This is a genomic window from Eubacterium aggregans, assembly GCF_900107815.1.
GTDB lineage: Bacteria > Bacillota > Clostridia > Eubacteriales > Eubacteriaceae > Eubacterium_O > Eubacterium_O aggregans.
Genome location: NZ_FNRK01000003.1, coordinates 149,830 through 176,032, shown reverse-complemented (window position 1 = coordinate 176,032; position 26,203 = coordinate 149,830). Strand labels below are relative to the sequence as shown.

The 26,203-nt window shown below is 47.2% G+C and carries 25 protein-coding genes; 3 read left to right on the top strand and 22 right to left on the bottom strand.

Annotated features, from left to right (window positions below):
• Window positions 1–63: 63 nt before the first annotated feature.
• From BLW33_RS14450 to BLW33_RS03060, 10 genes are all read right to left on the bottom strand, one after another.
• Window positions 64–393 carry an FAD-dependent oxidoreductase gene (locus BLW33_RS14450; RefSeq protein ID WP_090304920.1) on the bottom strand — a complete coding sequence of 110 codons (330 nt, stop codon included), beginning with the start codon at window positions 391–393 and terminating at the stop codon, window positions 64–66.
• 13 nt (window positions 394–406) lie between these two features.
• Entirely contained in the window at window positions 407–832 is a 426-nt protein-coding gene (locus BLW33_RS03100; RefSeq protein WP_090304919.1) for an RrF2 family transcriptional regulator, read from the bottom strand.
• A 21-nt stretch (window positions 833–853) separates the two neighbouring features.
• Window positions 854–1,255 carry a rhodanese-like domain-containing protein gene (locus BLW33_RS03095; RefSeq protein WP_090304918.1) on the bottom strand — a complete coding sequence of 134 codons (402 nt, stop codon included), beginning with the start codon at window positions 1,253–1,255 and terminating at the stop codon, window positions 854–856.
• Between the two features lie 158 nt (window positions 1,256–1,413).
• Entirely contained in the window at window positions 1,414–2,535 is a 1,122-nt protein-coding gene (locus BLW33_RS03090) for a hypothetical protein (RefSeq protein WP_090304917.1), read from the bottom strand.
• Window positions 2,532–3,941: an FAD-binding oxidoreductase gene (locus BLW33_RS03085; RefSeq protein WP_090304916.1), complete on the bottom strand. Its 1,410-nt coding sequence runs from the start codon at window positions 3,939–3,941 to the stop codon at window positions 2,532–2,534. The genes BLW33_RS03090 and BLW33_RS03085 overlap by 4 nt, the downstream gene beginning before the upstream one ends.
• Before the next feature lie 27 nt (window positions 3,942–3,968).
• Window positions 3,969–4,334: a DUF1667 domain-containing protein gene (locus BLW33_RS03080; protein WP_090304915.1), complete on the bottom strand. Its 366-nt coding sequence runs from the start codon at window positions 4,332–4,334 to the stop codon at window positions 3,969–3,971.
• A gap of 2 nt (window positions 4,335–4,336) precedes the next feature.
• Window positions 4,337–5,587: an NAD(P)/FAD-dependent oxidoreductase gene (locus tag BLW33_RS03075; RefSeq protein WP_090304914.1), complete on the bottom strand. Its 1,251-nt coding sequence runs from the start codon at window positions 5,585–5,587 to the stop codon at window positions 4,337–4,339.
• Window positions 5,588–5,589: 2 nt separating this feature from the next.
• On the bottom strand, window positions 5,590–7,302 hold the full coding sequence (locus tag BLW33_RS03070; protein WP_090304913.1) for an FAD-dependent oxidoreductase: 1,713 nt from the start codon (window positions 7,300–7,302) through the stop codon (window positions 5,590–5,592).
• An 82-nt stretch (window positions 7,303–7,384) separates the two neighbouring features.
• Window positions 7,385–8,881: an FGGY family carbohydrate kinase gene (locus BLW33_RS03065; protein ID WP_090304912.1), complete on the bottom strand. Its 1,497-nt coding sequence runs from the start codon at window positions 8,879–8,881 to the stop codon at window positions 7,385–7,387.
• A gap of 207 nt (window positions 8,882–9,088) precedes the next feature.
• Window positions 9,089–9,856, bottom strand: coding sequence for a DeoR/GlpR family DNA-binding transcription regulator (locus tag BLW33_RS03060; protein ID WP_090304911.1), 768 nt, complete (start codon window positions 9,854–9,856; stop codon window positions 9,089–9,091).
• Window positions 9,857–10,002: 146 nt separating this feature from the next.
• Between BLW33_RS03060 and BLW33_RS03055 the strand changes: the two genes are divergently transcribed.
• A complete protein-coding gene (locus tag BLW33_RS03055; protein ID WP_090304910.1) occupies window positions 10,003–10,680 on the top strand; it encodes a response regulator transcription factor in 678 nt (225 codons plus the stop codon).
• Window positions 10,673–11,722, top strand: a complete 1,050-nt coding sequence (locus tag BLW33_RS03050; RefSeq protein WP_242911579.1) for a HAMP domain-containing sensor histidine kinase — start codon at window positions 10,673–10,675, stop codon at window positions 11,720–11,722. Before BLW33_RS03055 ends, BLW33_RS03050 begins: the two co-directional genes overlap by 8 nt.
• A 234-nt stretch (window positions 11,723–11,956) precedes the next feature.
• Here BLW33_RS03050 and BLW33_RS03045 read toward each other — a convergent pair whose 3' ends face one another.
• From BLW33_RS03045 to BLW33_RS02990, 12 genes are all read right to left on the bottom strand, one after another.
• Window positions 11,957–12,454 carry a glycosyl-4,4'-diaponeurosporenoate acyltransferase CrtO family protein gene (locus tag BLW33_RS03045; RefSeq protein WP_090304909.1) on the bottom strand — a complete coding sequence of 166 codons (498 nt, stop codon included), beginning with the start codon at window positions 12,452–12,454 and terminating at the stop codon, window positions 11,957–11,959.
• Between the two features lie 4 nt (window positions 12,455–12,458).
• Window positions 12,459–13,514, bottom strand: coding sequence for a glycosyltransferase family 2 protein (locus BLW33_RS03040; protein WP_278286186.1), 1,056 nt, complete (start codon window positions 13,512–13,514; stop codon window positions 12,459–12,461).
• Between the two features lie 55 nt (window positions 13,515–13,569).
• On the bottom strand, window positions 13,570–15,159 hold the full coding sequence (locus BLW33_RS03035) for a phytoene desaturase family protein (RefSeq protein ID WP_090304905.1): 1,590 nt from the start codon (window positions 15,157–15,159) through the stop codon (window positions 13,570–13,572).
• A 120-nt stretch (window positions 15,160–15,279) separates the two neighbouring features.
• Window positions 15,280–16,773 (bottom strand): carboxylesterase/lipase family protein, encoded by a 1,494-nt coding sequence (locus tag BLW33_RS03030; protein ID WP_090304903.1) that lies wholly within the window; start codon window positions 16,771–16,773, stop codon window positions 15,280–15,282.
• 60 nt (window positions 16,774–16,833) lie between these two features.
• The gene (locus BLW33_RS03025) at window positions 16,834–17,652 is read right to left on the bottom strand and encodes a tryptophan-rich sensory protein (protein ID WP_176966600.1); all 819 of its coding nucleotides are present in this window, start codon (window positions 17,650–17,652) and stop codon (window positions 16,834–16,836) included.
• A gap of 294 nt (window positions 17,653–17,946) precedes the next feature.
• A complete protein-coding gene (gene tsf / locus BLW33_RS03020; protein WP_090304901.1) occupies window positions 17,947–18,588 on the bottom strand; it encodes a translation elongation factor Ts in 642 nt (213 codons plus the stop codon).
• A gap of 25 nt (window positions 18,589–18,613) precedes the next feature.
• Window positions 18,614–19,402, bottom strand: coding sequence for a 30S ribosomal protein S2 (rpsB, locus tag BLW33_RS03015; protein ID WP_090304939.1), 789 nt, complete (start codon window positions 19,400–19,402; stop codon window positions 18,614–18,616).
• Window positions 19,403–19,542: 140 nt separating this feature from the next.
• Window positions 19,543–20,979 (bottom strand): ATP-dependent protease ATPase subunit HslU, encoded by a 1,437-nt coding sequence (hslU, locus tag BLW33_RS03010; protein ID WP_207647794.1) that lies wholly within the window; start codon window positions 20,977–20,979, stop codon window positions 19,543–19,545.
• A 23-nt stretch (window positions 20,980–21,002) separates the two neighbouring features.
• Window positions 21,003–21,551, bottom strand: a complete 549-nt coding sequence (gene hslV, locus BLW33_RS03005) for an ATP-dependent protease subunit HslV (protein WP_090304899.1) — start codon at window positions 21,549–21,551, stop codon at window positions 21,003–21,005.
• Window positions 21,552–21,571: 20 nt separating this feature from the next.
• Window positions 21,572–23,629: a type I DNA topoisomerase gene (gene topA, locus BLW33_RS03000; RefSeq protein ID WP_090304898.1), complete on the bottom strand. Its 2,058-nt coding sequence runs from the start codon at window positions 23,627–23,629 to the stop codon at window positions 21,572–21,574.
• Between the two features lie 33 nt (window positions 23,630–23,662).
• A complete protein-coding gene (locus BLW33_RS02995) occupies window positions 23,663–24,832 on the bottom strand; it encodes an NAD(P)-dependent malic enzyme (protein WP_090304896.1) in 1,170 nt (389 codons plus the stop codon).
• 61 nt (window positions 24,833–24,893) lie between these two features.
• Complete coding sequence (locus tag BLW33_RS02990) at window positions 24,894–25,634, bottom strand: GH25 family lysozyme (protein WP_090304894.1); 741 nt, start codon at window positions 25,632–25,634, stop codon at window positions 24,894–24,896.
• Between the two features lie 157 nt (window positions 25,635–25,791).
• On the opposite strand from BLW33_RS02990, the gene BLW33_RS02985 reads away from it, so the two are divergent.
• Window positions 25,792–26,175, top strand: a complete 384-nt coding sequence (locus BLW33_RS02985; RefSeq protein ID WP_090304892.1) for a hypothetical protein — start codon at window positions 25,792–25,794, stop codon at window positions 26,173–26,175.
• Window positions 26,176–26,203 lie beyond the last annotated feature (28 nt).

The window sequence follows — 26,203 nt, the reverse complement described above, 5'->3', positions numbered from 1 at the left end:
CTCTTTTTAGTATATCAGATTCATTAATATCCGTCTGAAAAAATGTCTTAATTTATGAGACCATTATACTTCTCCATCATAGACCGTTACATTGGGATGGTCTGCCAGCTTCGCATAGTTTTTACCCCGAAGCATATCCGTTAACCGGACCTTTTCTGCAATAGCGGCCTTAAAACGCCGGCTTTTTTCATCGAAGCCACCACCATTCAAATCCGATAGGTGTGCGCTTCGAACTAAAGATTTTGAGGGAATACACCCCACGTTGATGCAGGTTCCGCCATACATTTTAGAATCTTTTTCGATAAGCGCAACCTTTTTACCCTGGCCGGCCAAAGCTCCTGCCATGGTTTTTCCACCTTTTCCAAACCCAATGATAATTGCATCATACTTCATAATAGCCTTCTGATTATTGATTATTCGTTGCTTCAAACAGCTGATTCTCAACCATGGAAATGGTAATCTTCGCCAAATACTGTCGACATTCCTGATCCATTCCTTCAAACATTTTATCCATTACCGCTGCAATGCCAGAGGAAATTTGACAATCCTTATCCACATCCCCGGAACGCCAGGGCTGCTTGATGACATGGCTGCCCACTGCATCAAAAATACTTAACAGCGTAATCTCACCAGAGGGATCTGCCAGTTCATACCCACCGACGACTCCAGCATGGCCAACGACCAGTTTGGCTTTGCACAGTTTTCCCATTACCTTTCGGATACGGGCCGGATTAGTACATACATTATCTGCTAGCTCCTCACTTGAAACTTTATAGTCGTGATGCTTCAAGTAAACTAGGGAATGTACGGCTACAATGAATTCTCCTGTCATAAAAAACCTCCTTTGTTCCTACTATTCTGTCGTTAATCCATCGGTCCAGGTATTCACTCCACCAAAATCATAAACATGGTCATAACCCAAAGAGACTAATTTTTCGGCAGCCTGTCGGCTACGATTCCCAGAACGGCAGTAAACCAAAAGGGTTGCCTGTTTATCAGCCAATTGGCCTTCTCCACCATTTCCAATAGTCCCTAAGGGAATATTAATGGCTCCCTGAATGTGTCCACCCGCATATTCATCAGGCTCACGGACATCCACGATGGTTAATGATTGCTCCGTATCCATCATCCCCTTGGCTTGGGATGAGGAAATGGTTTCATATCCTGCTTTATGGTTGTTTTGCCGACTATAAAATAGCCATCCACCAATACCGATTAAGGCGGCAAGGACAATCACGATAATCCAAACCTTCATTTTTCACCTCTGTAATTTTAATAGTTACTTTTTATAACTGTAATTATAAATCGTACAATTAAGATTGTCAATTCTTTTTTTATTTTCTTACAAATAAACCAAGCCAACAGCATAGCTATCGGCTTGGTTGAAAGGGAGTTGAATATTTATGATGACTGTTATGCCAGCCGTTCCAGGTAGGAATGGACCGAAGAATCAGGAAAGGCTTTCTTTAAAATCGGCAAGGCTGTCGGTTCAAGGCAAAGGATGCTTTGAGCGCCAGCCATCCGGATATCTCGGAGAGCATCTTCCTCAATTTTTGTAAGCAGGGATTCTGCCATTCCAAAAATACGGTACTCTGCTCCCAAGGGCTTTTGCCAAATGGTCAGGGTATTGAGACGGACATCGCCCTTTACCAAAGGTGTAAACTCCTGACTCGTGGGGATACGGTCCTGGACAGCGTTGTCATACAGGGTGTTGAGACGGTGGCTTTCCTGGCAATACCGCAGGTTAAAGCTTCCGGCGTATAAATAGGAGGGCGTGTCACACGGGGCCCCTTTCATGGTATCCACTAAGTATTCAACCTGGAAGGCTGGAGGCATCCCCAATTTTTCGGCTAAGGTGGTCAGCATATATTTGGCCTGTGCAGAAAGGACAATCACCCGTTTGACACCTTGGTGCTCAAGGTCTTCAATCAAAGCTTTGAGATGGGCAATGCCTGCGTCAACTAAGCCATGGGCGAAATATTCAAATCCGAGAAATACCGGTCTGGCTGATGTTGGGATAAAGGACTCCCCTTTTCTTTTAAAATAATTTCCAACCCCAGCGATACCGGATTCATCAAAGGCTGCTGTGGCATCATCAATGAGCAGAGCGGTATCGCTTGCGGGATCAATGGGCAGACCATTGGTGTAATCCAGTTGGTTCACCCCGTAGATATGGCCTCCGTTTTTGCCCAGGGTTTCTTCTAAAGCTTCCGCAATGGATACCCCGTAGCCCTTCTGTACAAACATTTCACGGCAAAGGATGGTGACGTCCGTTCCATCCTCAGGGTTCTCGCCAAAATTCTGCCAGCGCTCCCCCTGGCGGGAAAGGATACTTTGGAATTGGAGATTCGCAATGAAATCATTGGCCTCCAGGTCCCCCTTAAAAACTGAACGGGCCAGCTGTAACCGTCTGGAGGGATAATCATGCATCATGCAGGAAGCCCGGAATTCTGGGCAATAGCAGACCGCTTGGTCCATATGGATCACCTGATGATTCAGCTGCTCTTCGTAATTTTTTAATGTATAGTCTCTCATAATCCCAGCACTCCTTTATTGACTAATCCCTTTGGATCCAAGGCATCTTTAATCTTTTGCATGACTTCAACACCAGCTTGTCCATGTTCTTCCACCAGATAAGGGGCTTTCGCTTTTCCACTGCCATGGTGATGGGATACATTGCCCCCATTGGCCAGGCTTGTCCGAATGGCGGTATCCAGACATTCTTTATAACGCTGTTCACCATCAAAATCATCGCCTCCCGTTTGGGCATGGAAGATAACATAGACACTGGCCCCAGTATGATACACATGGGAGAAATGGCAGTCGACACTGGTGCACAGGGGCTCCAGAGCTTTGCGCATTTCCCGCCAAACATTGGCAATGCAATCCCAGGGTGCGGCTACTTCAATGGCATCGGCAGTCCCGCCCTTCATGGCATCATGATCCAGCATTTTTTTAGTGGAGAAGCCAGAGTTGAACCAATCATACCCCGGTTCTTTGCCTTTGGACACACCCCCATTGGCTTCGCAATAGGCCTTTACCAACTCCACTTCTAAATCAACCTGTTTTGCCAGACCTTCGTACCCAAAGACGACAAAGACATGGCCTGTTTCATAGCCGTATTTTTCAATCTTCGGAATGGCTTCCTCCTCGTCATAGACCCTTACGACAGCTGGGTGGACATTGTTCTGCACAAAGCTGCGAACCGCAGTGAGTGCCTGCTCTGTCGAGGGGAAGGTATAAGCCTCAAAATAACGTTTTTCTGCCACGGGATAGATTTTAACTTCCACCTCTGTCACTAAGCCATAAACCCCTTCGGCTCCTAAAAATAGCTGGTCGAGCTCTGGACCCGTTGAGGCCTTTGGACATTTATGGGTCCGCAGGATATGCCCATTGGGAAGAACCACCTCCATGGAATTGACCATATCGTCCATTTTGCCGTACTTGGTGGAGAAGGTGCCAATGGCCCGGGTGGAAACCATCCCACCCAGCACCGCACTCTGGAAGGACTGGGGATACTGGCCGCAGGTAAACCCGGCTTCGTTTAACATATTTTCAAATTCAGCCCCGGTTAAGCCCGCACCGCCCGTTGCCGTGCAATTGATGGCATTGATTTCAAAATGACGCAGGCGCTTCAGATCCACCATAACCTCGTGGTTTTCAGCAATACTGCCACCGACAATGCCGGAGCCGCCGCCAAAGGGAATGATTCCCACGTCGCCAGCTTCAGAGAGGCTCATAATCGCACTGACTTCTGCTGTGTTATTGGGCATGAGAATAGCTTCAGGCAAATATTTATAGGGTCCCTGAAGCAGCCATTTATATTCCAGGGGGTAACAACCATGGGCATAAATCAGTCGTTCCTCCTCCCGGGTGAGGATGGTCACCTCCGGGAGCTGCGCTTCTACCAATTGTAAAAAGTGTTTTACTTTTGCTTCCATTAATTGACTCACTTTCTTTTGAATGTCTTACTTTGTACTTAAGCTGCGGGCTGCAAGAATATCCACACCACTGCCACAAATATCCTTTACCAGAATTTCCCCGGCTTTTACCGGTGCCTGAACCGAAATCTGATATAAATAATCCAGGCACTCCGGAATCTGGGATCGTCTGATTTCACCACTTCCCGCCACCGGAAGCAGGTTAAAAACCGCATTCCGAATGGCCACGGTGGTTGTCAGCATCCGCTTGGGTGCGGTATATTCGTCCTGGGCGTATTGCTTCCCATTTTTGCAGTCAAAGCCTTCTGTGGTCATCCCCCCATCGTCGGCAATGGACAGAGTCCCTTTGCAGCTTTTCGGACAGACGATACAGGTGTATTCTCTTTTCTCCATGGCTATTTCTCCATTCCGATGATGAGTGGTTCATCCAGGAAAAGGTCTGAAAGTGCGATGGTCTCACAAACCATTTCCGGGGGTTTAACCACTTGGTGTTTTTTAATCCTTTGGGACTCTCCCCCCTGGATGCGTATGGAAGCCACCTTTGTATCCGGCTTACGGACCCGCATAAACACATGAACCCCTTCATTCTGGGTATCCCTACGGATCTTCTGGGGGAAAACGAAGCTTACATTATCCCCGGGCAGCACCTCGATGGTTTCCACCGGGGTCTCCCCTTCCGTCACGTAGCGGATGGCGCCCCGGGCGGCAATCTCACCGGTGAGGGAAACATAATCTACTAAATCAAAGACCGTCGCCACATTGCCCGCTGCGAAAACACCAGGAACGGAAGTCATCATTTCATCATTCACCACCGGCCCCTTGGTGACGGGGTCCATCTCGACGTCAAGTTTTTCACTCAGCTCATTTTCCGGAATAAGCCCCACGGAAAGCACTAGCAAATCACAGGGGATATACTCCTCTGTCCCAGCAATGGGCTTTAGATTGTCATCGACCTTGGCCACGGTAACGCCCTCAATGGCTTTCTTCCCATGGATTTTTCGGACAGTGGTGCCTAAATGCAGGGGAATATCGTAATCCTCCAGGCATTGGACAATATTCCGGGTGAGTCCCCCCTCAGAATGCATAATTTCATACACGCCCTTGACCTGGATGCCCTCCAGAGTCATCCGTCTGGCCATGATAAGGCCAATATCACCAGATCCCAGAATCACTGCTTCTTTACCAGGGAGGTATCCCTCCATATTAATATACCGCTGGACAGCACCCGCCGTTAAAACGCCAGAGGGGCGACTGCCGTAGATCATCACCTGGGAACGGGTCCGTTCACGACAGCCCATGGTCAGAATGACGGTTTTTGCCTGAATGGCCAGCATCCCTTCCTGGTCATTGATGGCATAAACTATCTTATCCTTGGTGATTTCCAAGACCATGGTGTTCAGCTTTACGGCGATACCCTCATCCTCGACCTCGTTGATGAAGGCCTGGGCATACTGTCCGCCCGTCATGCGGCGTTTAAAGCGGGTCAGGCCGAAGCCATCGTGGATGCACTGCTGTAAAATCCCGCCAAGACAGACATCCCGCTCAATAATGAGGACATTCAGTCCCCCACGATGGGCTTCGATGGCGGCCGCCAGGCCAGCCGGGCCTCCTCCGATGATGGCACAATCAATATTCATTCGCTTCATGGCTACACCCTCTCCTTTCGCGACGGACCGGACAAAACTTCGGAGCCTTTGCCACATTTAGTGACACGGTCCTCTGGGATTCCCAATTCCCGGGCGATGATTTCAACGACCCGGGGATCACAGAATCCTCCTTGGCAACGTCCCATACCAGCCCGGGTCCGCCGTTTTACAGCATCCACCGTAAGAGCTGGAATTTTGCCATGGATGGCCGCGACGATTTCCGCCTCAGTGATGGTTTCGCACCGGCAGATGATATGGCCATAGAGGGGATTTTCTGCCACCAGTGCATCCTGTTCTTCTCGAGTACAATCCCTAAAGGGTTTAACCCTCGGACGAATGGGGTTGTAATTATCTTTCACCTGGGCTCCCGGAAGAAGACTGGTATAAATTGCTTCAACCGCTTCTGCAATGGCCGGGGCCGAGGCCAGACCCGGGGATTGAATCCCTGCGACATGAATAAAGTTTTCCAGGGTCTCAGACGCTTCAATGATGAAATCCTCGATATAATTAGCCGCCCGGCATCCCGAGAAAAAGGTAATGATGTCCCGCTCCGTAATCCCATCGGTGAGGTGCTTCCCCTTTTTCATGATAAAGGTTAAATCCTCCTCATCCACTTCGGTATTTTCTTTATCCGCCACCTCAATGGCCGATGGTCCCCAGAAGGGATTCCCTTCGGGGCTCTGGGTTGGCCCGCCACCCTTTGTAAAGTTCTTCGGGGGTGTGCCAATAAAGGCCTTCGTCGCCTTTTCTCCCAGCTTCTTATCCAGCACCACCAAGCTTCCACGGCGGGGATGAATGGTATAGAAACGGTCGCCCGCCATTTCTGCGATGGTATCGGCGTACAGGCCGGCGGCATTAATGACACATCCCGCCTTGACGATCCCGCGGCTGGTCACCACCGTGGTCACCCGCTCACCTTCACGATCTATGGCCAGAACTTCCGTGTCCAGCATTAACCGCGCCCCATTATCAATGGCATTTTCCATCAGGGCTTCGACCACCTCATAGGGTTCAACATAGGCCGCTGAGGGCGTCCATAGGACTTTTTTAACCTCTTTCCCAAGGGCAGGTTCAATTTTTCTGGCAGCATCGGCATCCATCACTTCAATCCCCGGAACCCCATTTTTTTTGCCCAGCTCATAATAGTCCTGGAGATATTTTTCATCCTCTTCATCAAAGCCGGCCACAAAGGAGCCACAGCGATTCATCTTAAATCCAAGCTCCTCCTGCCACTCTGTGTACATGGCATTTCCCTTAACATTCATAATGGCCTTAAGGGACCCGGCTTTAGAATCGTAGCCGGAGTGAATCATCCCATTGTTGGATTTCGATGTCCCCTCAGAGATATCAGATTTTTTCTCGATGACCAGAATCGATCGATCGTATTTAGACAGCGTCCGTGCAATACCCGCTCCCGTCACACCAGCTCCTACAATCACAATATCATAGGTCCCGATTTGACCAAGGCCACGAGCCGACTGAGCGGCGCTGGAATAATCTTTTTTCATTGTGGGTATTCCCTTGGCTGTCAGCTCATTGATGACGCCTTTAACACCCTTTAGCTTTCCTGCAACATGGCCAGCATCCACCACCTGCTGCCAGGATTCCACCTCTCCCACCAGGGTCACAACCTTGCGATCGTCCACCGAAAAGGTGATTTTCTTTTGGTCTAGCCACGAAATGGCTTGGCACCCTTCTTCAAATTGTTTTTTCATGCTTCTGCATACCTCATCCCAAGAATTCCAGAGAGGAGATATCCCATCCGTGTACTGCATGGGATATCCCCCAACATTGTGATTACACTGATCGATTCATCCAGCCAATACTGCGCTGGATAGCCGCTTTCCAATCCTTATAACGGGATTCCCGCTGTTCGGCTGGCATTTCTGGCACAAAGGATTTTTCAATTTCCAAACAGGCATCAAAATCCGATTCCTGCCATAATCCCACGGCAAGGCCAGCCATTTCAGCAGCGCCCAGGCTAGTGGCCTCCACTGAGAAGGGACGATCCACCTGGGCCACTAACATATCCGCCATACGCTGGGCCAGGAAATCATTTTTTGATGCCCCACCATCAATACGGATTTGCTCCATTTTAACCCCGGATTCTTTTTCCACTACATCCAGAATATCCCGGAGGCGATAGGCTATCCCTTCCAGGGTCGCCCGGACAATATGGGCCTTGGTCGTCCCCCGGGTAATTCCAAAAATGGTTCCCCGGGCAAAGGGATCGTGGTAGGGTGCGCTCAAGCCCGTTAGGGCCGGCACAAAATAAACACCATTGGCACTATCCACGGAGCGGGCCAGGGTTTCAGTCTCCGCCGAGGTTTGAATACACTGAAGGCCATCCCGAAGCCACTGAACCGCCGAGCCGGTCACATCCTCATAACCCTCTAAGGCATAAGTAATGTCATCCCCAATTTTCCAGGCGATGACCGTATTCAGGCCCTCATCTGAAATGGTCAGCTTATTGCCCACATTGACATCCAGGAAGGACCCCGTCCCATTGGTGATTTTACAGGAACCCTGTTTCCGACACCCTTGGGCGTACAGCGCTGCGTGCTGATCAGCAATCACCCCGGTAATGGGAATGGCTGCGCCAAAGATTTCTGGCTCCGTCACACCAAAATCACCAGAATCGTCCTCTACCACTGGATAAATGTCCACGGGAATCCCCAGAAAATCCAGGAACTCCTGATACCATTTTCCGGTGTGTAAATCATAGCTTCCCATAACCGACGCATTGGAGTAACTGACCTTATGTACCTTTCCCCCAGTCAGCTTCCAGATCAGCCAGGTATCCATGGTTCCAAAAAGAGCTTCCCCGGCGTCAATTTTAGATCCAATGGCCGGCACATTTTCCATAAACCATTTCAGCATCATGGAAGAATAAACCGGAGCCACCGTCCATCCCGTTGCCTTCCGCGCCTTTTCTCCCCAAGGTCCATCATTAATGGCCTGGCATTGGGCCGCCGTTCGGGTATCCTGCCACACAATAGCGTTGTACAGCGGCTCTCCTGTCTGTTTATCCCAAACCACCGCCGTTGCCCGTTGATTGGTAATCCCAATGGCGGCGATGTCAGCAGGATCGATTCCTGCCTGAGCAATGGCCTTTTGACACATTTCCACGGATTTTTCATAAATCTCCATGGCATTGTGCTCCACCTTATCCTCGCTGGGCGTGTACTGGGTGAACTCTTCATAACTCTGGGCCACAATGCGAAAATCCTTGTTGAAGATTAAAGAACGTGTCCCCGTCGTTCCCTCATCAATCACCATAATATACTGTTTCATTTTTAACCTTTCCAATTCTCCTGTTAAATAAATGAATTCTGACCAATGTGGACTTCCCCCTTTCCGTCCACTTCATATCAACAATATATTTACTTTATATTCATATTATATTCACATTTACCAAAAAGTCAATATAAAAAGCACTAAAGTTTGATAAACATTAGTGCTTTTTATGATTTATTCTATTCACTTTATAGCATCATCTCATTAAATAATGATAATATCATTATTTCGGGCATACTCTCTGTAAATTTCCGGGGTAGCCTCATCCAGGATAAATCCATGGAACTGGGACAAATCATACATCTTAATAAGGGAGGTTTTATCAAATTTAGAGTGATCTGCCAGCAAATAGCATTCACTACTAATATCCGCCAAAATTTGATTGGTCTTTACCTCCTCCAGGGAAGGGTGGGTCACGCCCTTATTAATGGATACCGCCACCACCCCCAAAAAAGCCTTGTCGATATTGAAGCGCTTTAAAAAGCTTTCGGTTTCGCTGCCATAAAAGGCACCGGAATAATTCCGCAGTTTTCCCCCAGGCATATAAATGGTGGCCCCGGGAATGGTAGACGCCCGTAGGGCAACATTGAGGGAAAGGGTGACGATATTAACCGTATTTATCCCTTCCAAATAATCTAACACCAGCTCCACAGAGCTGCCAACGTTAAGCGCAATGGTATCGCCATCCTCTACAATGGCCGCTGCTTTTTTCGCAATGAAACGCTTATCTTCTAAATTGTGCATCCGCTTCTGAGTAATATTTAGCTCGACCACGTGTTGATTAGCCAGGGACTCCTTCCGATAGGCGCCACCATAAGCTATTTCAATACCATATTCCTCTGCCAAATATTTTAAATCTCTACGGATAGTCGGGACCCCAACGGCATAGCGCTTAGCCAGCTCCTCGGCCTTTACTGATCCCTCCTGCATAATGAGATTGAGGATATCTTTTCTTCGTTCCAGATAGTGCATTTTCATTCTCCCTTGTGACGTTATGGATTTATTATAGGTTGAAGTCTTTCCACTGTCAAATGGTTGTTTTGTATCATCTGTTAATCTGTACTTTATTCTTCGTGGTATAATAGTATAATCTATAATCAGTAAAGGAGGATGATGTCATGTTTGACATATTAGTGGTCGAAGACGATTTAAGTACCGCACGCTTGATGCGGGCAATTTTAAAGCACGCTGGCTACCATGTCCACACTGCGGATAATGGTCTTCTGGCCCTGGAACTCATGGATAATCAGCACATCGATTTGATCGTCCTGGATATCATGATGCCGGAAATGGATGGTTATACCTTCACCCAAGAGTTAAGAAATGCCGGAGATTCCACCCCTATCCTTATGGTCAGTGCCAAGGCATTACCAGAGGATAAGTGCCAGGGCTTTCTTTCAGGAACCGATGATTATATGGTCAAGCCTGTCAACGAGGACGAGATGCTCCTGCGCATTAAAGCCCTGCTGCGACGTTCCCAGATTATGAATGAAAAGATTTTGACCATTGGAGCTGTCACCCTGGAGTACGACACTCTAACCGTCATTCGAGGCAAGGAACGCCAACCCCTTCCTCCTAAGGAGTTTTACCTCCTCTACAAGCTTCTCTGTACCCCCAACGTCATTTTTACCCGAATCCAGCTTATGGATGAAATCTGGGGGATGGAATCAGAATCCCTGGATACCACCGTCAATGTTCATATCAATCGTCTTAGAAAACGCTTTGAAGATTATCCAGAGTTTGATTTAGTCACCATAAGAGGCATCGGCTATAAGGCGGTGAAGCATTGTGAATAAACCATCCAACCGCCTTCAGCAGCAGTATCTTGCCCTTTTTTTTGCATCGATTATCTTTGTCATTATGCTGTTTACCATGAGCTTTATTTTTTTAATCTTCATCTTTTTAAGCTCCCGGGGATGGTTTGATGTCATCGTACCACTGAGTCCCCTCATGCCCGTTTTTATCTTTGGACTCATCAGCATCTTTACCGGAACCCTTATTGCAGGGTTTTTCAGCCGCATCCCCCTTGCCCCCATCCGGGAGATTATCTCCGCCGTGGATCATCTCGCCGATGGGGATTTTAACACCCGGCTGAATCTCAAGGGTCCTGGGGAACTGCAAAACCTCAATCAAAGCTTTAACCATATGGCCGAAGAATTAGGGAGTATTGAGGTCCTGAGGACAGATTTTACCAACAACTTCTCCCATGAGTTTAAAACCCCCATCGTCTCCATCCGGGGATTTGCCCGAATCCTCAAATATGAGGACCTGACCCCTGAGGAGCGCAGTGACTATCTGGACATTATCATCAAAGAATCGGACCGATTGGTGGAGCTATCCACCAATGTCCTCAATCTTTCCAAGGTGGAAAACCAATCCATCCTCTCGGATAAAAGCACCTACAATTTAAGCGAACAACTGCGCCGTGTGGTGGCCCTCCTTGAACAAAAATGGACTGAAAAAAATCTGGAGATCGATTTTGATTCTCCAGAAATCGGCATCAATGCCGGGGAAGAGCTTTTAAAACAGGTGTGGATCAATCTGTTGGACAACGCCATCAAATTCTCACCGTTCGGTGGAAAAATTACCATTCACATTGAAAAGGCACCAGGGCACCTCATCATCACTTTTTCTGATGAAGGACAGGGTATTGAGGGCGCCTCCATGGACCGGATTTTCGAAAAATTCTATCAAGGGGATTCCTCCCATGCCACCAAAGGGAACGGTCTGGGCCTTACCCTTTCCAAAAAAATCGTCGAACTCCACAGCGGTGCCATCACCGTGGAGCCCAACATCCCTGTGGGGACAACCTTGATTGTCAAGCTCCCCGCAGTGTAATGCCGGAGATATTTGTTTATTTTTATCTCTGAAACATCTGCAATTCATCCAATTGTGTGGGAAGCTTTAGATATGTCTCCCCTTTTTTCTGAATGTAGAGTCAGTCCGAATCCGTAGCACTTAGGATGTTTCTCATTTTTTATAAACGTCTACCATTTACAGGGGCCTTTTCACTCCCCTGGGAGTGTTTTAAAAAGGATTTAAACGAACACATCATAAAACGGCTAATTTTCTCTATCCCTCTGACTTCTCCATTCGCCCCATCATCGCTTTAATTCGAGGCCTGTTGAAGCGTTGAACCAGGATACAGGGTACATTGACCAACAGCGCATAGCCTAACATAACCCCCACAACTCCAGGTCCTGCGAAAAATCCAAAAATCCAAAAAGGCAAAATGGCCAGCCAATGGGTCAGCTCTGCCCGACAGGATTCAATTAAAAATTGATTAAAATAAGACCAAGAAGTTTCCTTTAAATGTTTCTTGCGAAATCCCTTTCGCTTAAATACCGCCCCACCATCGGGCAGCCATTGTTTCCAACGCTTAATTTTAAACCATTTGGCGTAAATTCGGCCACCTTGCTCAAAAGGATGGCTACGATACCAAAAGGCATTGGGATCAAAAAAACGATCAGGCAAATAATAGCAGAGCAACGCCGCCGATACCTGAAAGAGAGGCCACAAAAGAAAGAATAGAAAAAGAGTCTGCCCTTTCGATAGAAAAATGATCTGCATACTATCACCTTGTCCCCATGGACCGCCCTTTCCAATGAACCTGTAAACCAAAGATTTTTTTAATGAGAGAAACCATAAAAATCATTAAAAATGCCAGCAACGGTATGGGGTAAAGGATGATCCCCCAAAAGCGGAAATCCCCAATTTCTTTTGATAAATGCTTCAAAAGGACAACCCAAAGGACATATAGGGTTAAAAAGAGACTGGCAAAACCCCATTGGCCTGCTGCCAGGAAAGGCGGTAAGGTCATGGGTACGGCTATCAATGAAGAAATCCAGCAAAAAACCATAATTCCTCGAAGTATTGGTGTTTTACTGGCGCCAGTCGCCATGTTTTTTGTCCAGCCATGGATTAAATCCCCAATACCACCAGCGTACATTCGAAACCGGATATCGTGATTGCCAATAAATAATTGAAATGGAATATTAGCAGCTTTAAGAATTTCTCCCAGGGAAACATCTTCTGCAATACACTGTCGAACGGAACCATGTCCACCAATTTGCCAATAGACCTGCCGTTCCATCAAAATAATGGGGCCAAAAAGTCCAATGGCTCTTTGCTTTGGCAGTGCCGCTCCATTGGCCCCGATGAGTACAAGGTTAAAAAAGAGAGAAAGTTGTTCATAGAACTGCTGCGTGTGATGATAGGGCTGCACCGAAATAACCGCCTGCTGTACCATTTGTTGGTGTACTAACGCCTCGATGGCCTGATGGCCTAAGCGTACATCTGCATCGATAAAAAGCAATAATTCCCCCTTGGCCTGGGCCGCCCCGCATTGGCAGGCCCAGGACTTCCCCATCCACTGAGCCGGTTTTTCCTTTAACTGAATGACGAAGGCACCATGGGCCAGGGCCACCGCCGCTGTATCGTCACTGGATGAATCATCCACACAGATGATATCCACGATCGGAATCGTCTGTTTTTTTAAATCTTCCAAAATTAAGGGAAGATTCTCAGCTTCATTTCGAGCAGGGATGATAACCGATACTGTCGGTGTTTCTCCTTTTTTGTCAGAAAAATGCGGTAACCGAGGGAAATGATAAAAAAGAATTCCTGTCATTGCCATTCCGACTATACTGAGGATTAACATAAACATGGGTCATCCATCCTTCCATCTATCTTTTACAACACCGATCAGCCGCAATTTTTCCAGTTAAAATTGAAACAGGCAGACCCGAGGGACTGAAGGTCCATTGACCACACTGGAGAATATCCTCAAAGGGTGTTTCGACGGCTTTTGTAATTTTTTGCATTCGATTTTCCGCCGGTAGTCCATGGTCCATAAAGGCCCAGCCAGTTAGTGCACCGCCTCTATTTCCAGTTTTACGCTCAATGGTTTGGGGCGTTCCACAACAATGAAACAGGATTTTTTCTTTAAGGCCAGGAAATATCCCCTGGCTTAATAATTCAATAACCGTCTTTGTACAAAAGGCCTTAAAATGACGGTATTCTCCCCAACGTTCAAAACATTCAATGAGCTCATAATCAATTAAAGTGCTGAGGGTTATCCCGGTCTGCCCCCTAGGGGACAATCTGGCATCCATTAGGGATGGAACAGCAATTTCATAGGTCGTCCGTTCAAGATAGGTGCGCACCCACTCGTAAAGTGCCTCTGGTCCTTTGGAAAACCGCTCTTGCCACTTTTCCAAAGAGGATAATCCCAGGAGGCTTTCGGTGTAAAAGCCATGGCTTCCACAACGTTCATTAAAATAGTCTGCCTCTAAATCCACCCCCAGAAAGAAAGAGAGCACAGAGTCTCCGTACTGCCCTTTAGCTACTGACTGATAATGTTGATGGGTACGTCTATGTCCCTGGTGCGTAATACAGTGGTATAACCTGGTTTGATCTGCTGCCCATATAAGCTTCTGATATCCTAGTTGTTCACCATTTTTCAAAGCAATACCATGCCCAATTTCATTAATCCCAGTAACTGAACAATTCGTCCGTATTTTACCCTCTTTTTTCAAAATAAAATCCATTAGTCCTTGGGGCAAAGCTTTGGTTCCACCCATGGGGTAATAATAATCCTGGTATAAGCTAAAATAACTGAGTGCAAAATAAGCGGGTGTCCCTTTAAAGAAATGCTGGGAAATCAGATCCGCCAAAGAAGCATTCTGTGTAATGCGCTGTAAAAAAGTATCAATGGGTTCCTGGTTTTGACGAATGACTTTGATGCTTTTCTGATATTTAATCAGCCAGGGAAGCAATGTCTTCATCAGATATCGGCCATCCACCGTTTTAGGATCTAAAAACAAAGGATTCTCGATACCGCTGATTATTTGTTCGCACTGCATCATTCGGTTGATTTCCTGCATGATACCATGAATATCCTCGTGCTGATGGGGAAAGCAGTTTTCAAGCAATGAGGTATAGCCCTCAAGCCCTTGGGATTCTAGATTAACCCATTTTCCCTGCATCCCAATGGCCACCGGGGATTTCTTAAAACAAATATCAATTCCCAAGCTCTTAAGCATTGGAAACAAAATTCCAGAATTTTCCAAGGCTCGAATTCCACCATCAAAGGCGAACCCTCTATACCAAAAGGTATTGACCAGGCCCCCGATTTTTTCCTCCTTTTCGCACAGTAATGTCTTTTTACCATGGAAGCAGGCATAAGCGGTCGCGGTCAAACCGGCTATACCGCCTCCTACAACGATTATATCGTATTCATCCCGGGGTTTACCTTCACAGTCCTTGCTTTTCATGGTGACCCACCGACTTTCATAAAATTTGTTAAGCCAAAATAGGGATAGTTTAAAAGGGGCGTATCAATCTACAGCCCCTTTCCTTTTCTTTCATATTAAAATACTTTTTTACTACAGCCCTCAATCACCCACATATACCGTCAACGGCCCGGGGCTGAGATTCTGAAAAAACCGAATTTTTCCCATATCCTCGGTGGGTCCGAAGTGGACCTTGTCTGAAATGTAATAGGTTTTGGGATCTGTGTCCTTGTATTTCTCCCAAAGCGTGGGATCTGGCAAGGGATCGCCTTCGTTGGGGTTCCCGGTTTTTACAAAATTGCACCATAGATCATGCATTTGATTTTCGACGAATTCGCCGGCATCACCAGCGGTGAGGCCTGCTGTTTCGATGGTGTCGAACACGTACAGAATATCCAGGGCGTGATGTGCACCCAATTGCTGCATGGGGTAATTGCCATCGCCGGTAAAATCAAATTCATAACCATACACCGCTGCACCCTGGCGGGCCAGGGTTTCCTTAAAGAAGGTCATTCCTGCCTTGAAATAGGTATAGGTTACCAGGTCTGGGATGCACTGCATATCCGTTAGGCCCTGTTCTTTGTAGTAGTTTCGGACTTCTTTTGCCGAGGTTTCAGAGAAAATCCGATTGATATAATCCCTGGCGCCATCCTCTGTGCTTTGATCGGACATAAAGACGATGCCTTCGTTTTGGTTAAAGCCCATGAGCACGTTGCAGGGGTTGTACCTTCCCGTCATCAGGGCATCCACGGGGTTCTCTGGGATGACAGTGCCATCCAGGGTTGCCCAGAAGGCAAAGGGACAGGATACGGTGACATCCGAAGAGAAAAACCCGGCCTTCCATAAATCCAGGGCGTCCATTTGGCGAAGCTTGGCCAAGCCCTCGGGCGTGTCCTCTGCCCCCAGGGACTGGGCAAAAGCAGCGGACATATCCATGGTGGGCTTAAGCATGGACTGGGTATAGGGGACAGCGGCAAAGTTTTCAAATACCGAGCCGCTCTGCATAATGGCTTGCTTAAAGAGTCCCTTGGTTAGAGGACTGAGGACCAGGTTTGAGACGGAGAAGGAGCCTGCAGATTCCCCTGCAATGGTGATGGCCTCTGGATCACCGCCAAAGGCCGCAATGTTTTCCTTCGTCCATTTGAGTGCCGCAATTTGATCCAGGGTTCCCCAGTTTCCCGTTGTCCCAAATTCATCGTACAGGGTTTTAAGGCCCAGAAAGCCCAGGACCCCCAGGCGATAATTGATGGTAACCACAATAATCCCCTTTTGAGCAAAGGCCGTTCCATCGTAGTAATTCATGGTGCCGCAGCCATTGTAGTACCCACCGCCATGAATCCAGAAGAATACGGGCGCCTTTTTACCCTCTAAATTGGTGGGAACCCAGAGGTTTAAGTAGAGGCAATCCTCACTGGGGGTCGTATTCACTAAAAGGCTTGGTTCCTGAATGGCACAATTTCCAAATGTAAAGCATTCCCGGTCTTCCTTCCATGGATCAGGTGGTTCTGGCGGTGCAAATCGCAAATTTTCCACCGGGGGCTTTGCATAGGGAACCCCTTTAAAAACCGCCACATCACCCTTTACCTCGCCGATCATCGGACCCTATGTTGTTGTTACTTTCAATTTTTCACACATTGGCTTTCTCCTTTTAACATACTACCTATCGGTATTATTTGTTTTTATTATAGTCCTCCTGTCCGATTTTATCCAGAGATAAGTCACTTCTATGACAAAAACGACCAAAGCAATGGAGACGGCAAAAATAACAATAGGGTAGCACCCGAAGAATCCCGAGGCATCTAAATGCTTGTAGAGGATGCCCAAATAGGCCCAAATCAATACCAGTGTATAGGAGATGCTTTTTAAAAAGAATGCGGTCACCACCCCGATGGCGGTCCCTAGAATCAAAACGGCGACCATCCATAGCTGGGATGCCAGGCTAAAGCCATCCCAACCCAGGCTAATAAACAAAACAGTAAAGTTTGCAATGGTGGCAATCGTGATCCATCCAAAGTAAATATTGAAGGGAATTCGGATCAAATAATCCTCTCGGCGTGATTTGGCAGAAGATCGAATCATACAATTGATTTTGATGAGCAGCAGAAGGAGTACAACCATCAATACGACAGACAATGGAATAATACGATATTGCCAGGCAAAAATCCAAGCAATATTGACCAACGAAGAAGCTGAAAAAAGGAGTGCGATTTGGTCTTGATTCTCTTTGGATAGTTGCTCCCCCGGACTATGAAAAAAACCAATGTAATAAAGTGTGTATGCCCCTAGGAATAAATAAATGACACTCCAGATAGAAAAGGTAATGCCCGCTGGTGCAAAAAGATTGGGATAGGCATCAGAGACAGCCCCTGTTGATATGCCATTAATTGGCAATAAAACAGCCAGCATATTAATAATGATCATGGCTAAAAACGATAAACCAACAAACATCTTTAAAAACAAACCATACCCTTTCACTTGTTAACCTCCTGGTTAATCGAATTTTCCTTTTCCAGTCATTCCTTTAATTCCCCTTAAAAACCATGTATCGATACAACCTTTCCGTAAAATTTGACTTATCATATAACAGTAAATTCCTGTTGTCAATTTCTTTTTCGTTGTCTTGACTGATTGTGATTATTTTTAGTTCCAACCGATACCTTGTTAAGCGAGGATAAAGATTTGGACGCAAAAAATCCCCGGATTTGCCCATAAACCGGGGCTCATCCGGGGATTCTCAATGCATTATAATTCGATTAAATCAAGCTTGGTTTACGCCATTTGTTTTGCCACTTCTTCAGCAAAATTTTCTTCCTTCTTTTCGATGCCTTCCCCTAATTGGAAACGGGCAAAGCGACGAATCTTGACGTTTTCGCCGATGGTCATGATCTGTTCTTTGACCAGATCTTCCACGGTGAGGTCAGGATTTTTAACAAAAGGCTGTTCTAACAAACAGATTTCTTTGTAGAACTTATGGATACGGCCTTCCACCATCTTATCGACGATTTTTTCGGGCTTGCCTTCATTTAAAGCCTGGGCCCGCAGGATTTCTTTTTCGTGCTCGACTTCATCCTGAGGTACTTCGTCTTTGGAGACATAGCTTGGATTGGCAGCAGCGATGTGCATGGCGACATCTCTTGCAAAGGCTTTAAAACCATCAGTTTTTGCAACAAAGTCGGTTTCACAGTTAATTTCAACCAGAACACCGATTTTACCCCCCATATGGATATAGGATTCGACGACGCCTTCTGCAGCGATACGGCCTGCTTTTTTTGCGGTAGCAGCTAAGCCCTTTTCACGCAGATGTTCAATGGCTTTTTCAATATTGCCATCGGTTGCGACTAAGGCTTTTTTACAATCCATCATGCCAGCGCCGGTTTTTTCTCTTAATTCTTTTACGAGTTTTGCGTCCATTTTGGTCCTCCTTATGATAATTTAATTATTCTGCAGCAGCTTCTGCAGCGACTTCTTCAATAATTTCTTCGGCAACAGCGATTTCTTCAGCGACAGCTTCAACAACTTCTGCCACTGCTTCTTCAATCTGTTCGCCTTGCTTGCCTTCGATGATGGCATCAGCTAATACGCCTAAGATTAAAGCAACAGCACGGATAGCGTCATCATTCCCAGGAATGACATAATCGATTTCGTCTGGGTCACAGTTGGTATCCACGATGCTGATGATGGGGATGCCTAATTTATGAGCTTCAGCAATGGCAATCCGTTCCTTCTTGCTGTCAATGACGATCATTGCACCGGGCATACGTCTCATATCTTCAATACCGCCCAGGAATTTCTGGAGCTTTTCACGTTCTCTTCTTAATTTGATGATTTCCTTCTTCGGCAGTAAATCGAAGGTGCCGTCTTCTTCCATAGCCTTTAATTCCTTCAGGCGGCGAGTCCGCTTGCTGATGGTTTCAAAGTTGGTTAAGGTACCACCTAACCAGCGATGGTTCACGAAGAAGCTGCCAGAGCGCTTTGCTTCTGCTTCGATGCTGTTCTGAGCCTGTTTTTTAGTCCCGACAAAGAGGATGTCCTTGCCATCTGCTGCGATTTCTCTGACGAAATCATAAGCGACGTCGATCAGCTTAACAGTCTGCTGTAAGTCGATAATGTAAATCCCATTTCTTTCGGTGAAGATATAGGGAGCCATCTTCGGGTTCCAACGTCTGGTCTGATGTCCAAAGTGGACGCCTGCTTCGAGTAATTGTTTCATTGATACGGTTGCCATTTTAAATTCCTCCTGGTTTTTTTCCTCCATTTCCCTCATGAACCACCATGACCCTGTGGGCACCAATGGCAGTTTCTGGAAATGTGTGTAATAGCATACTTGAATAATTTAACATAAACGGTGAAACAAATCAAGGCTTTTTATAAAAAGTACTTGGCGTAGCTTCGTTCCTGATCCCCAAGCTTGAATACGGATTCCACATATTTTTCATCGATATTGAAAACCTCCGCATCATAGTCGCTGGCGTAGAAAGATATTTCTTCCAACAGCTCTTCAAAAACGGTGTGGAGACGTCGGGCACCGATATTCTCTTCGACTTCATTTTTGGTAAAGGCAATTTTAGCAATCTTATGGATGGCAGCTTCGTCAAAGTGCAGTTCGACCCCTTCGGTACGCAGCAAACTGGTATACTGCTTGACCACTGCATTTTCCGGGGCCGTTAGGATTTGTACAAAATCCTCTTCAGTGAGACTGTCCAGCTGGACCGTTACCGGGAAACGCCCCTGGAGTTCAGGGATCATATCCTCGATTTTAGAGACATGGAAGGCCCCAGCCCCAATGAAGAGGATAAAGTCCGTCTTCACCGGGCCGTACTTGGTGGTCACTGTGCTGCCTTCAACAATGGGCAGGATGTCCCGCTGGACCCCTTCCCGGGAAACATCCGGGCCATTGCCGCCGTTATTCCCAATGATTTTGTCGATTTCATCAATGAAGATGATGCCGCTCTGCTCGGCCGCCCGAAGCCCCAGCTCGTGGACCTCGTCCATATCGATCATTTTAGTGGCTTCCTGGTTGGTAATGATCTTCCGAGCCTCGCTGACCTTCACCGTCCGTTTTTTCTTCTTTTTATTGCCTCCAGGAATGAGGCCATCGAAGATATTGCCAATGCTGATACTCATATCCTCGTTCATACCGGCCATCATGCCAATGGATTTCATGCCGTCATCATCCACATCGATTTCGATGACTTCGTCCTCTAGCTTGCCGGCCGCCAAATCCTTTTTAATCTCTGCCCGCTTGGTCTGAATGGCCGCCTCCTTCGCTGGGTCCTCCACCGGGACGACCTCTGTGGTTTGGGAGTTGGAAGCCGCTGTATTATTCCCCATTTTAGAGAGGATTTCAAAGGGGTTCATTAAGGTTTCGTTTTTCTGCTGTTTTTTATGCTGGGGAACCAGGACGTCTAAAATCATGCCCTCTGCCTTAGCCTGGGCTTGTTCGTACACTTCCTTCATTTTTTCCTGCTGAACCATACGGATGGAGGTGGTGACCAAATCCCGAACCATGGATTCCACATCCCTGCCCACATAGCCCACCTCGGTGAATTTAGTCGCCTCTACCTTAATGAAGGGGGCCGACACCAACTTTGCAATCCGTCTGGCAATTTCAGTTTTTCCCACCCCAGTAGGTCCCATGAGAATAATATTCTTGGGTGTGAATTCATCCCGTTCAGCTTCTGGCAGGAGGGATCTTCGGTAGCGATTGCGCAGGGAGACGGCCACGGCCTTTTTAGCCTTTTCCTGGCCGATGATATAGCGATTCAGCTCGGAGACGATACGCTTAGGGGTCAACTCTTTCATTTCAATGGCACACATACCGGTACCTATAAGCTTTCTACGATGATATTATCGTTGGTAAACACACAGATTTCCGAGGCAATCTTCATGGATTCATACACGATCTCACTGGCAGATAGCGGGGAATGGGCCTTCAGTGCCCGGGCAGCGGACATGGCGTAGAATCCACCGGAGCCAATGGCAGCGATATCGTCATCGGGCTCGATGACCTCGCCGGTCCCGGAGACAATGAGCATGTTTTCCTTATCCATCACGATGAGCATGGCCTCTAGCTTGCGCAGCACCTTATCCGAACGCCACTCCTTGGCCAACTCCACAGCAGAACGCTTAAGGTTGCCATTGTATTGCTCCAGCTTTTGTTCAAATAAATCACACAACGTAAAGGCATCCGCCACTGAGCCGGCAAAGCCAGTGAGCACCTGGTCATTGTAAAGCCGGCGGATTTTTTTAGCCGTTGCTTTCATAATCACGCTTTCGCCCATGGTGACCTGACCATCGCCGGCAATGGCTACCTGGCCGTTATGCCGAATACCAACGATGGTGGTGGCATGTAATGTCGTTCTTTCTTCTTTCATTATACTATCCTTCTTTTTTATTATTTCGCTTCGTTCCCACTGCACTTGGCACAATAGGTGCGTTTCCGTTTTCCAAAGCCTTTTTGGAACATGGTATTGCCACAAACCGGACATTTCTCTACCACGGGAACGTCCCAGGTGACAAATTCACACTCCGGATAATTTGAACAGGCATAAAAGGTTCGTCCTTTTTTGGAGACGCGTTTAATAAGGTCCCCCCCACATTCCGGACAAATCCCCCCTGTTTTTTCCAAAAAGGGCTTGGTATTTTTACACTCTGGAAAGCCTGGGCAAGCCAGAAACTTTCCATATTTTCCTTTTTTAATGACCATGCGACGCCCGCACAGCTCACAGATTTCATCGGATTCCGGGTCCTCTACTTTGACACTTTGGGCGTTTTCCTGGGCATTTTCCAACTCGCTTTTAAAGCCGACGTAGAATTTATCCAGCAAATCGATCCAGTTTTCACCACCGGTGGCCACTTCATCCAGGCCTTCCTCCATCTTCGCGGTAAAGGCTTCATCGACGATATCAGCAAAGTACTCCTTCATCAGGTCCGTAACGACAACCCCAAGCTCTGTGGGATAAAAGTACTTTTCCTTGACCTCAACGTAGTCACGGTTTTTAATGGTTGAAATGGTCGGCGCGTAGGTACTGGGTCGTCCGATTCCCTTTTCTTCCAAAACCTTGACCAGGGTTGCTTCGGTGTAGCGAGCCGGAGGCTTGGTGAATTTCTGATCCTTGTGGAGCTTCTTTAAATCCAGAACCTCCCCTTCCGATAACTCTGGGAGGATATTATCCTTCTTGGACTTGCTTTCCATGATTTCGGTGAAGCCCTTAAATTTAATGGTCTCCCCCTTTGCCTTGAACAGCAATTCCCCAAAAAGAATGTCCACATCGGTCACGTAATATTCAGCCTCTGACATCTGGCTGGCAATCATCCGCTCCCAAATGAGCTTATACAGCTTGTATTGGTCCTTTTCCAAGGAGCTGGCAATGCTGTCCGGGGTTAAATCGATGGTTGAGGGACGGATGGCTTCGTGGGCATCCTGGACGTTTTTTTTCTTAACGGCACTCTTTCCCCCACCCAGGTATTCTTTACCAAACTGTGTTTCGATATAATCCTTGGCCGCCGCCACTGCCTCATCGGCTAAACGGGTGGAATCGGTACGGATGTAGCTCACCAGACCGATCTGGCCACGTCCCATGATATCCACCCCTTCATACAGCTGCTGGGCGATGCGCATGGTCCGCTGGGTGGTAAAGCCCAAGGCCTGGTAGGCCGTCTGCTGGAGGGTACTGGTGGTAAAGGGCATTGGGGGTTTTTGCTTACGCACCCTTTTTTTCACCCCGGATACCACAAACTCGCCCTCTCCTTTAAGCAGGGCTTCCAGTCGATCGGCTTCAATCCCATTAGAAATCTTAAGCTTCTTTCCCTTTTCGGAATGCAGGGAGGCGGTAAAGACAGCCTTATCCTTTTGCTTCTTTAAATCCGCATCGATGGTCCAATATTCCTCTGGGACGAAGGCCTGAATTTCCTCCTCCCGATCGACGATGATTCGGGTAACCACCGACTGGACCCGACCACCGCTTAAACCCTTTTTGACCTTTTTCCAAAGGAAAGGGCTCAGGGAATACCCCACCAAGCGGTCAAGGATACGCCTTGCCTGCTGGGAATTCACCAGGTCCATATCTACCTGGCGTTTATTATCAATGGCCGCATTAATGGCCTTTTTTGTAATTTCATGAAATTCAATCCGACAGGAATCCGCAGGGTCCATTTCCAAAAAATTGGCAACATGCCAGGAAATGGCCTCCCCCTCGCGATCGGGGTCCGTTGCCAGAAGGACATTATCGGCCTTCTTTGCTTCCTTTTTAAGCTTCTTGAGTAAATCGCCTTTACCGCGAATTTTAATATAATCGGGTCGAAAATGGTTATCCACATCGATTCCAAGCCGGCTTTTGGGCAGGTCGATGACATGACCCATGGTGGCTTCCACCTCATAGCCCTTGGGAAGGTATTTCTTGATGGTTTTCGCCTTAGCCGGCGACTCAACAATCACCAATGTACTCGGCATTCATTTCCTCCTTGTTCAAACATGATATATCGATTATTGTGCATCATCCTCGGCCATCCATGCATCGTAGACTGCCTTGGTCACCGCCGGTCCCACACGCTTATCAAAGGGACTAGGAATAATGCAGATATCACAGCGCTCTTCTTCAGATACCAGATTGGCAATGGCATTGGCGGCGGCTACCTTCATCCCCTGGGTAATGCGCTTGGCCCGGGCATCTAAAGCCCCGCGGAAAAGTCCCGGAAAGGCCAGCAGGTTATTGATTTGGTTGGGGTAATCCGACCGTCCGGTTCCAATAATCCGAGCTCCGGCCGCCTGGGCGTCCTCGGGCATGATTTCCGGCACGGGGTTCGCCATGGCAAATACAATGGCATCCTCAGCCATGGAGCGCACCATCTCCTGGGAGACAATATTGGGGGCGGAAACCCCCACAAAGGCATCGGCCCCGGCCATGGCTTCGGCTAAGCCCCCAGTAATCCCCTGGGGATTGGTGTGCTCTGCTAACCATGCCATATGTGCTGGCATGCCGCTTTTCCCTTTGTACAGCACGCCATCCCGATCCACCATTACGATATCCACAAAGCCCACGGCTAGCAGCATTTTGGCAATGGCGGTCCCGGCAGATCCGGCCCCACTGATGACCACACGCACCTGGTCCATGGCCTTATCCACCACCTTCATGGCGTTAATCAACCCAGAGGCCACTACAATAGCCGTTCCGTGCTGATCATCGTGGAAAATTGGAATATCCAGAGCCGCCTGGAGACGCTCCTCAATTTCAAAGCACCGGGGTGCCGCAATATCTTCAAGGTTGATCCCACCAAAGGTGGGTGCGATGTTAATGGCCGTCTGGACAATTTCGTCCACATCCTGGGTATCCACACAAATGGGGAAGGCATCGACATTGCCAAATTCTTTAAAAAGGATGGCCTTGCCCTCCATAACCGGCATGGCGGCTTCTGGTCCAATATTTCCCAGCCCGAGGACGGCTGAGCCATCGGTGAGGATGGCCACCAGGTTTCCCTTAGCAGTGTAAGTATACACATCCTCTTTGTTCTCTGCAATCCGACGGCAGGGCTCTGCCACACCAGGGGTGTAGGCAATACTCAGGGCATCCTTATCCCCAACATCCATTTTTGAAACAACTTCAACTTTTCCCCTGTGAGCCTTGTGGGCCTTTAGTGCTTCTGCATTATAATCCATGTTTATCTCCCTTGTACTCATGTTAAAAGCCTGTCCAGGACAGGCTGTATATCATTACCTATTAATTGAACATTGCTTTAAATGCTTTTGTGTCGCCATTAAAAACATTCATATCGATGAAGCGTTCCTCCCCATCGTATCCCTGGAGGATTTGACGCTGGGAATATTGCCAAAATACCCACTGATGCCCCCCAGAAAGTTCTGGATTACTCGAGGAAATATCACAGATCCAAATGGGTACCTCGGTAAAGGCATTACTTAAATATTGATTGTAAGTATTATAATTGGTATAGATAATCGGGATTTCGCCATATTCTTCCTTCAAGGTTTCAATCATTTCCTTAAGCATGGTATTGACCTTCTCTTTTTGGGGTGGGTTATCCAAATAATCACCGTAGAGCTCCAGATCAATAACCGGCGGCAAGCTGCCCGATTCCTTAGGTACATTTTTTATAAAATACTTAGCCTGGTCCTTTCCGCCTTCATTAAAATTCACAAAGAAGTAAGCCCCAACCTTCAAATTGGTTTTCCGTGCTGCTGTCCAATTTTCATTAAAGCGTTTATCGATAAAATCAGTCCCTTCCGTTGCCTTGATATATGCAAAGGATATACCCTGTTCCGAAATGACCTCCCAATCAATCTCGCCCTGATAAGCCGAAACATCGACCCCTAAAACAATCTTCTTATTATCATAATAGAAAGTTCGCCATAATGCAAAGGCAATAATTAAAACAATCAGAATACCGATACCAATCAGGACTGGCACCTTGTGGTCCCATACCCATGTTTTTAAACGCTCCATGAAATCCTCTCTTTCCTTAAATCAATTTAATGTCAGCATCATACCAATACAGCCTTAAAGAATCTTTATAATGTTTCTTTTTTGCAGACCCCCGTGCAATGTGCTATAATACCCCTTGCCCAGGTGCTGGGTAACACCTTATAGAAGGAGTATTCTTATGAACTGGAACCATAATATCACCCCATTTATTCCAAGTATGGCCCTGAATAATGATTGGAGTTCTTATTCCATTACCGATTTAGCCGAGCTCTCCATGGGAACTGCCCAGAAGCTCCAGGCCTCACTAACGGATAATAGTATGTATGACCGCTACTATAAAGACGATGTGGTCAATTTCAAGATGAACCCTGCCGAAATCCCTACAGCTGCCGACGGCATGATTCTGCTTCCCGATGATTCTGTGATTTTTCGGTGCTATACCATCGATGAAGATACCATTACCCTGACACCGCTTTATACTGAAGCAGATTCCCCCCAATGCTATAAGGTATCGGATGTTACAATTTTAGGGATTCCCTGTGGTATTATCCGTGTCTCATAGCTATAGAAAGAAAAAAAGACAGACCGAA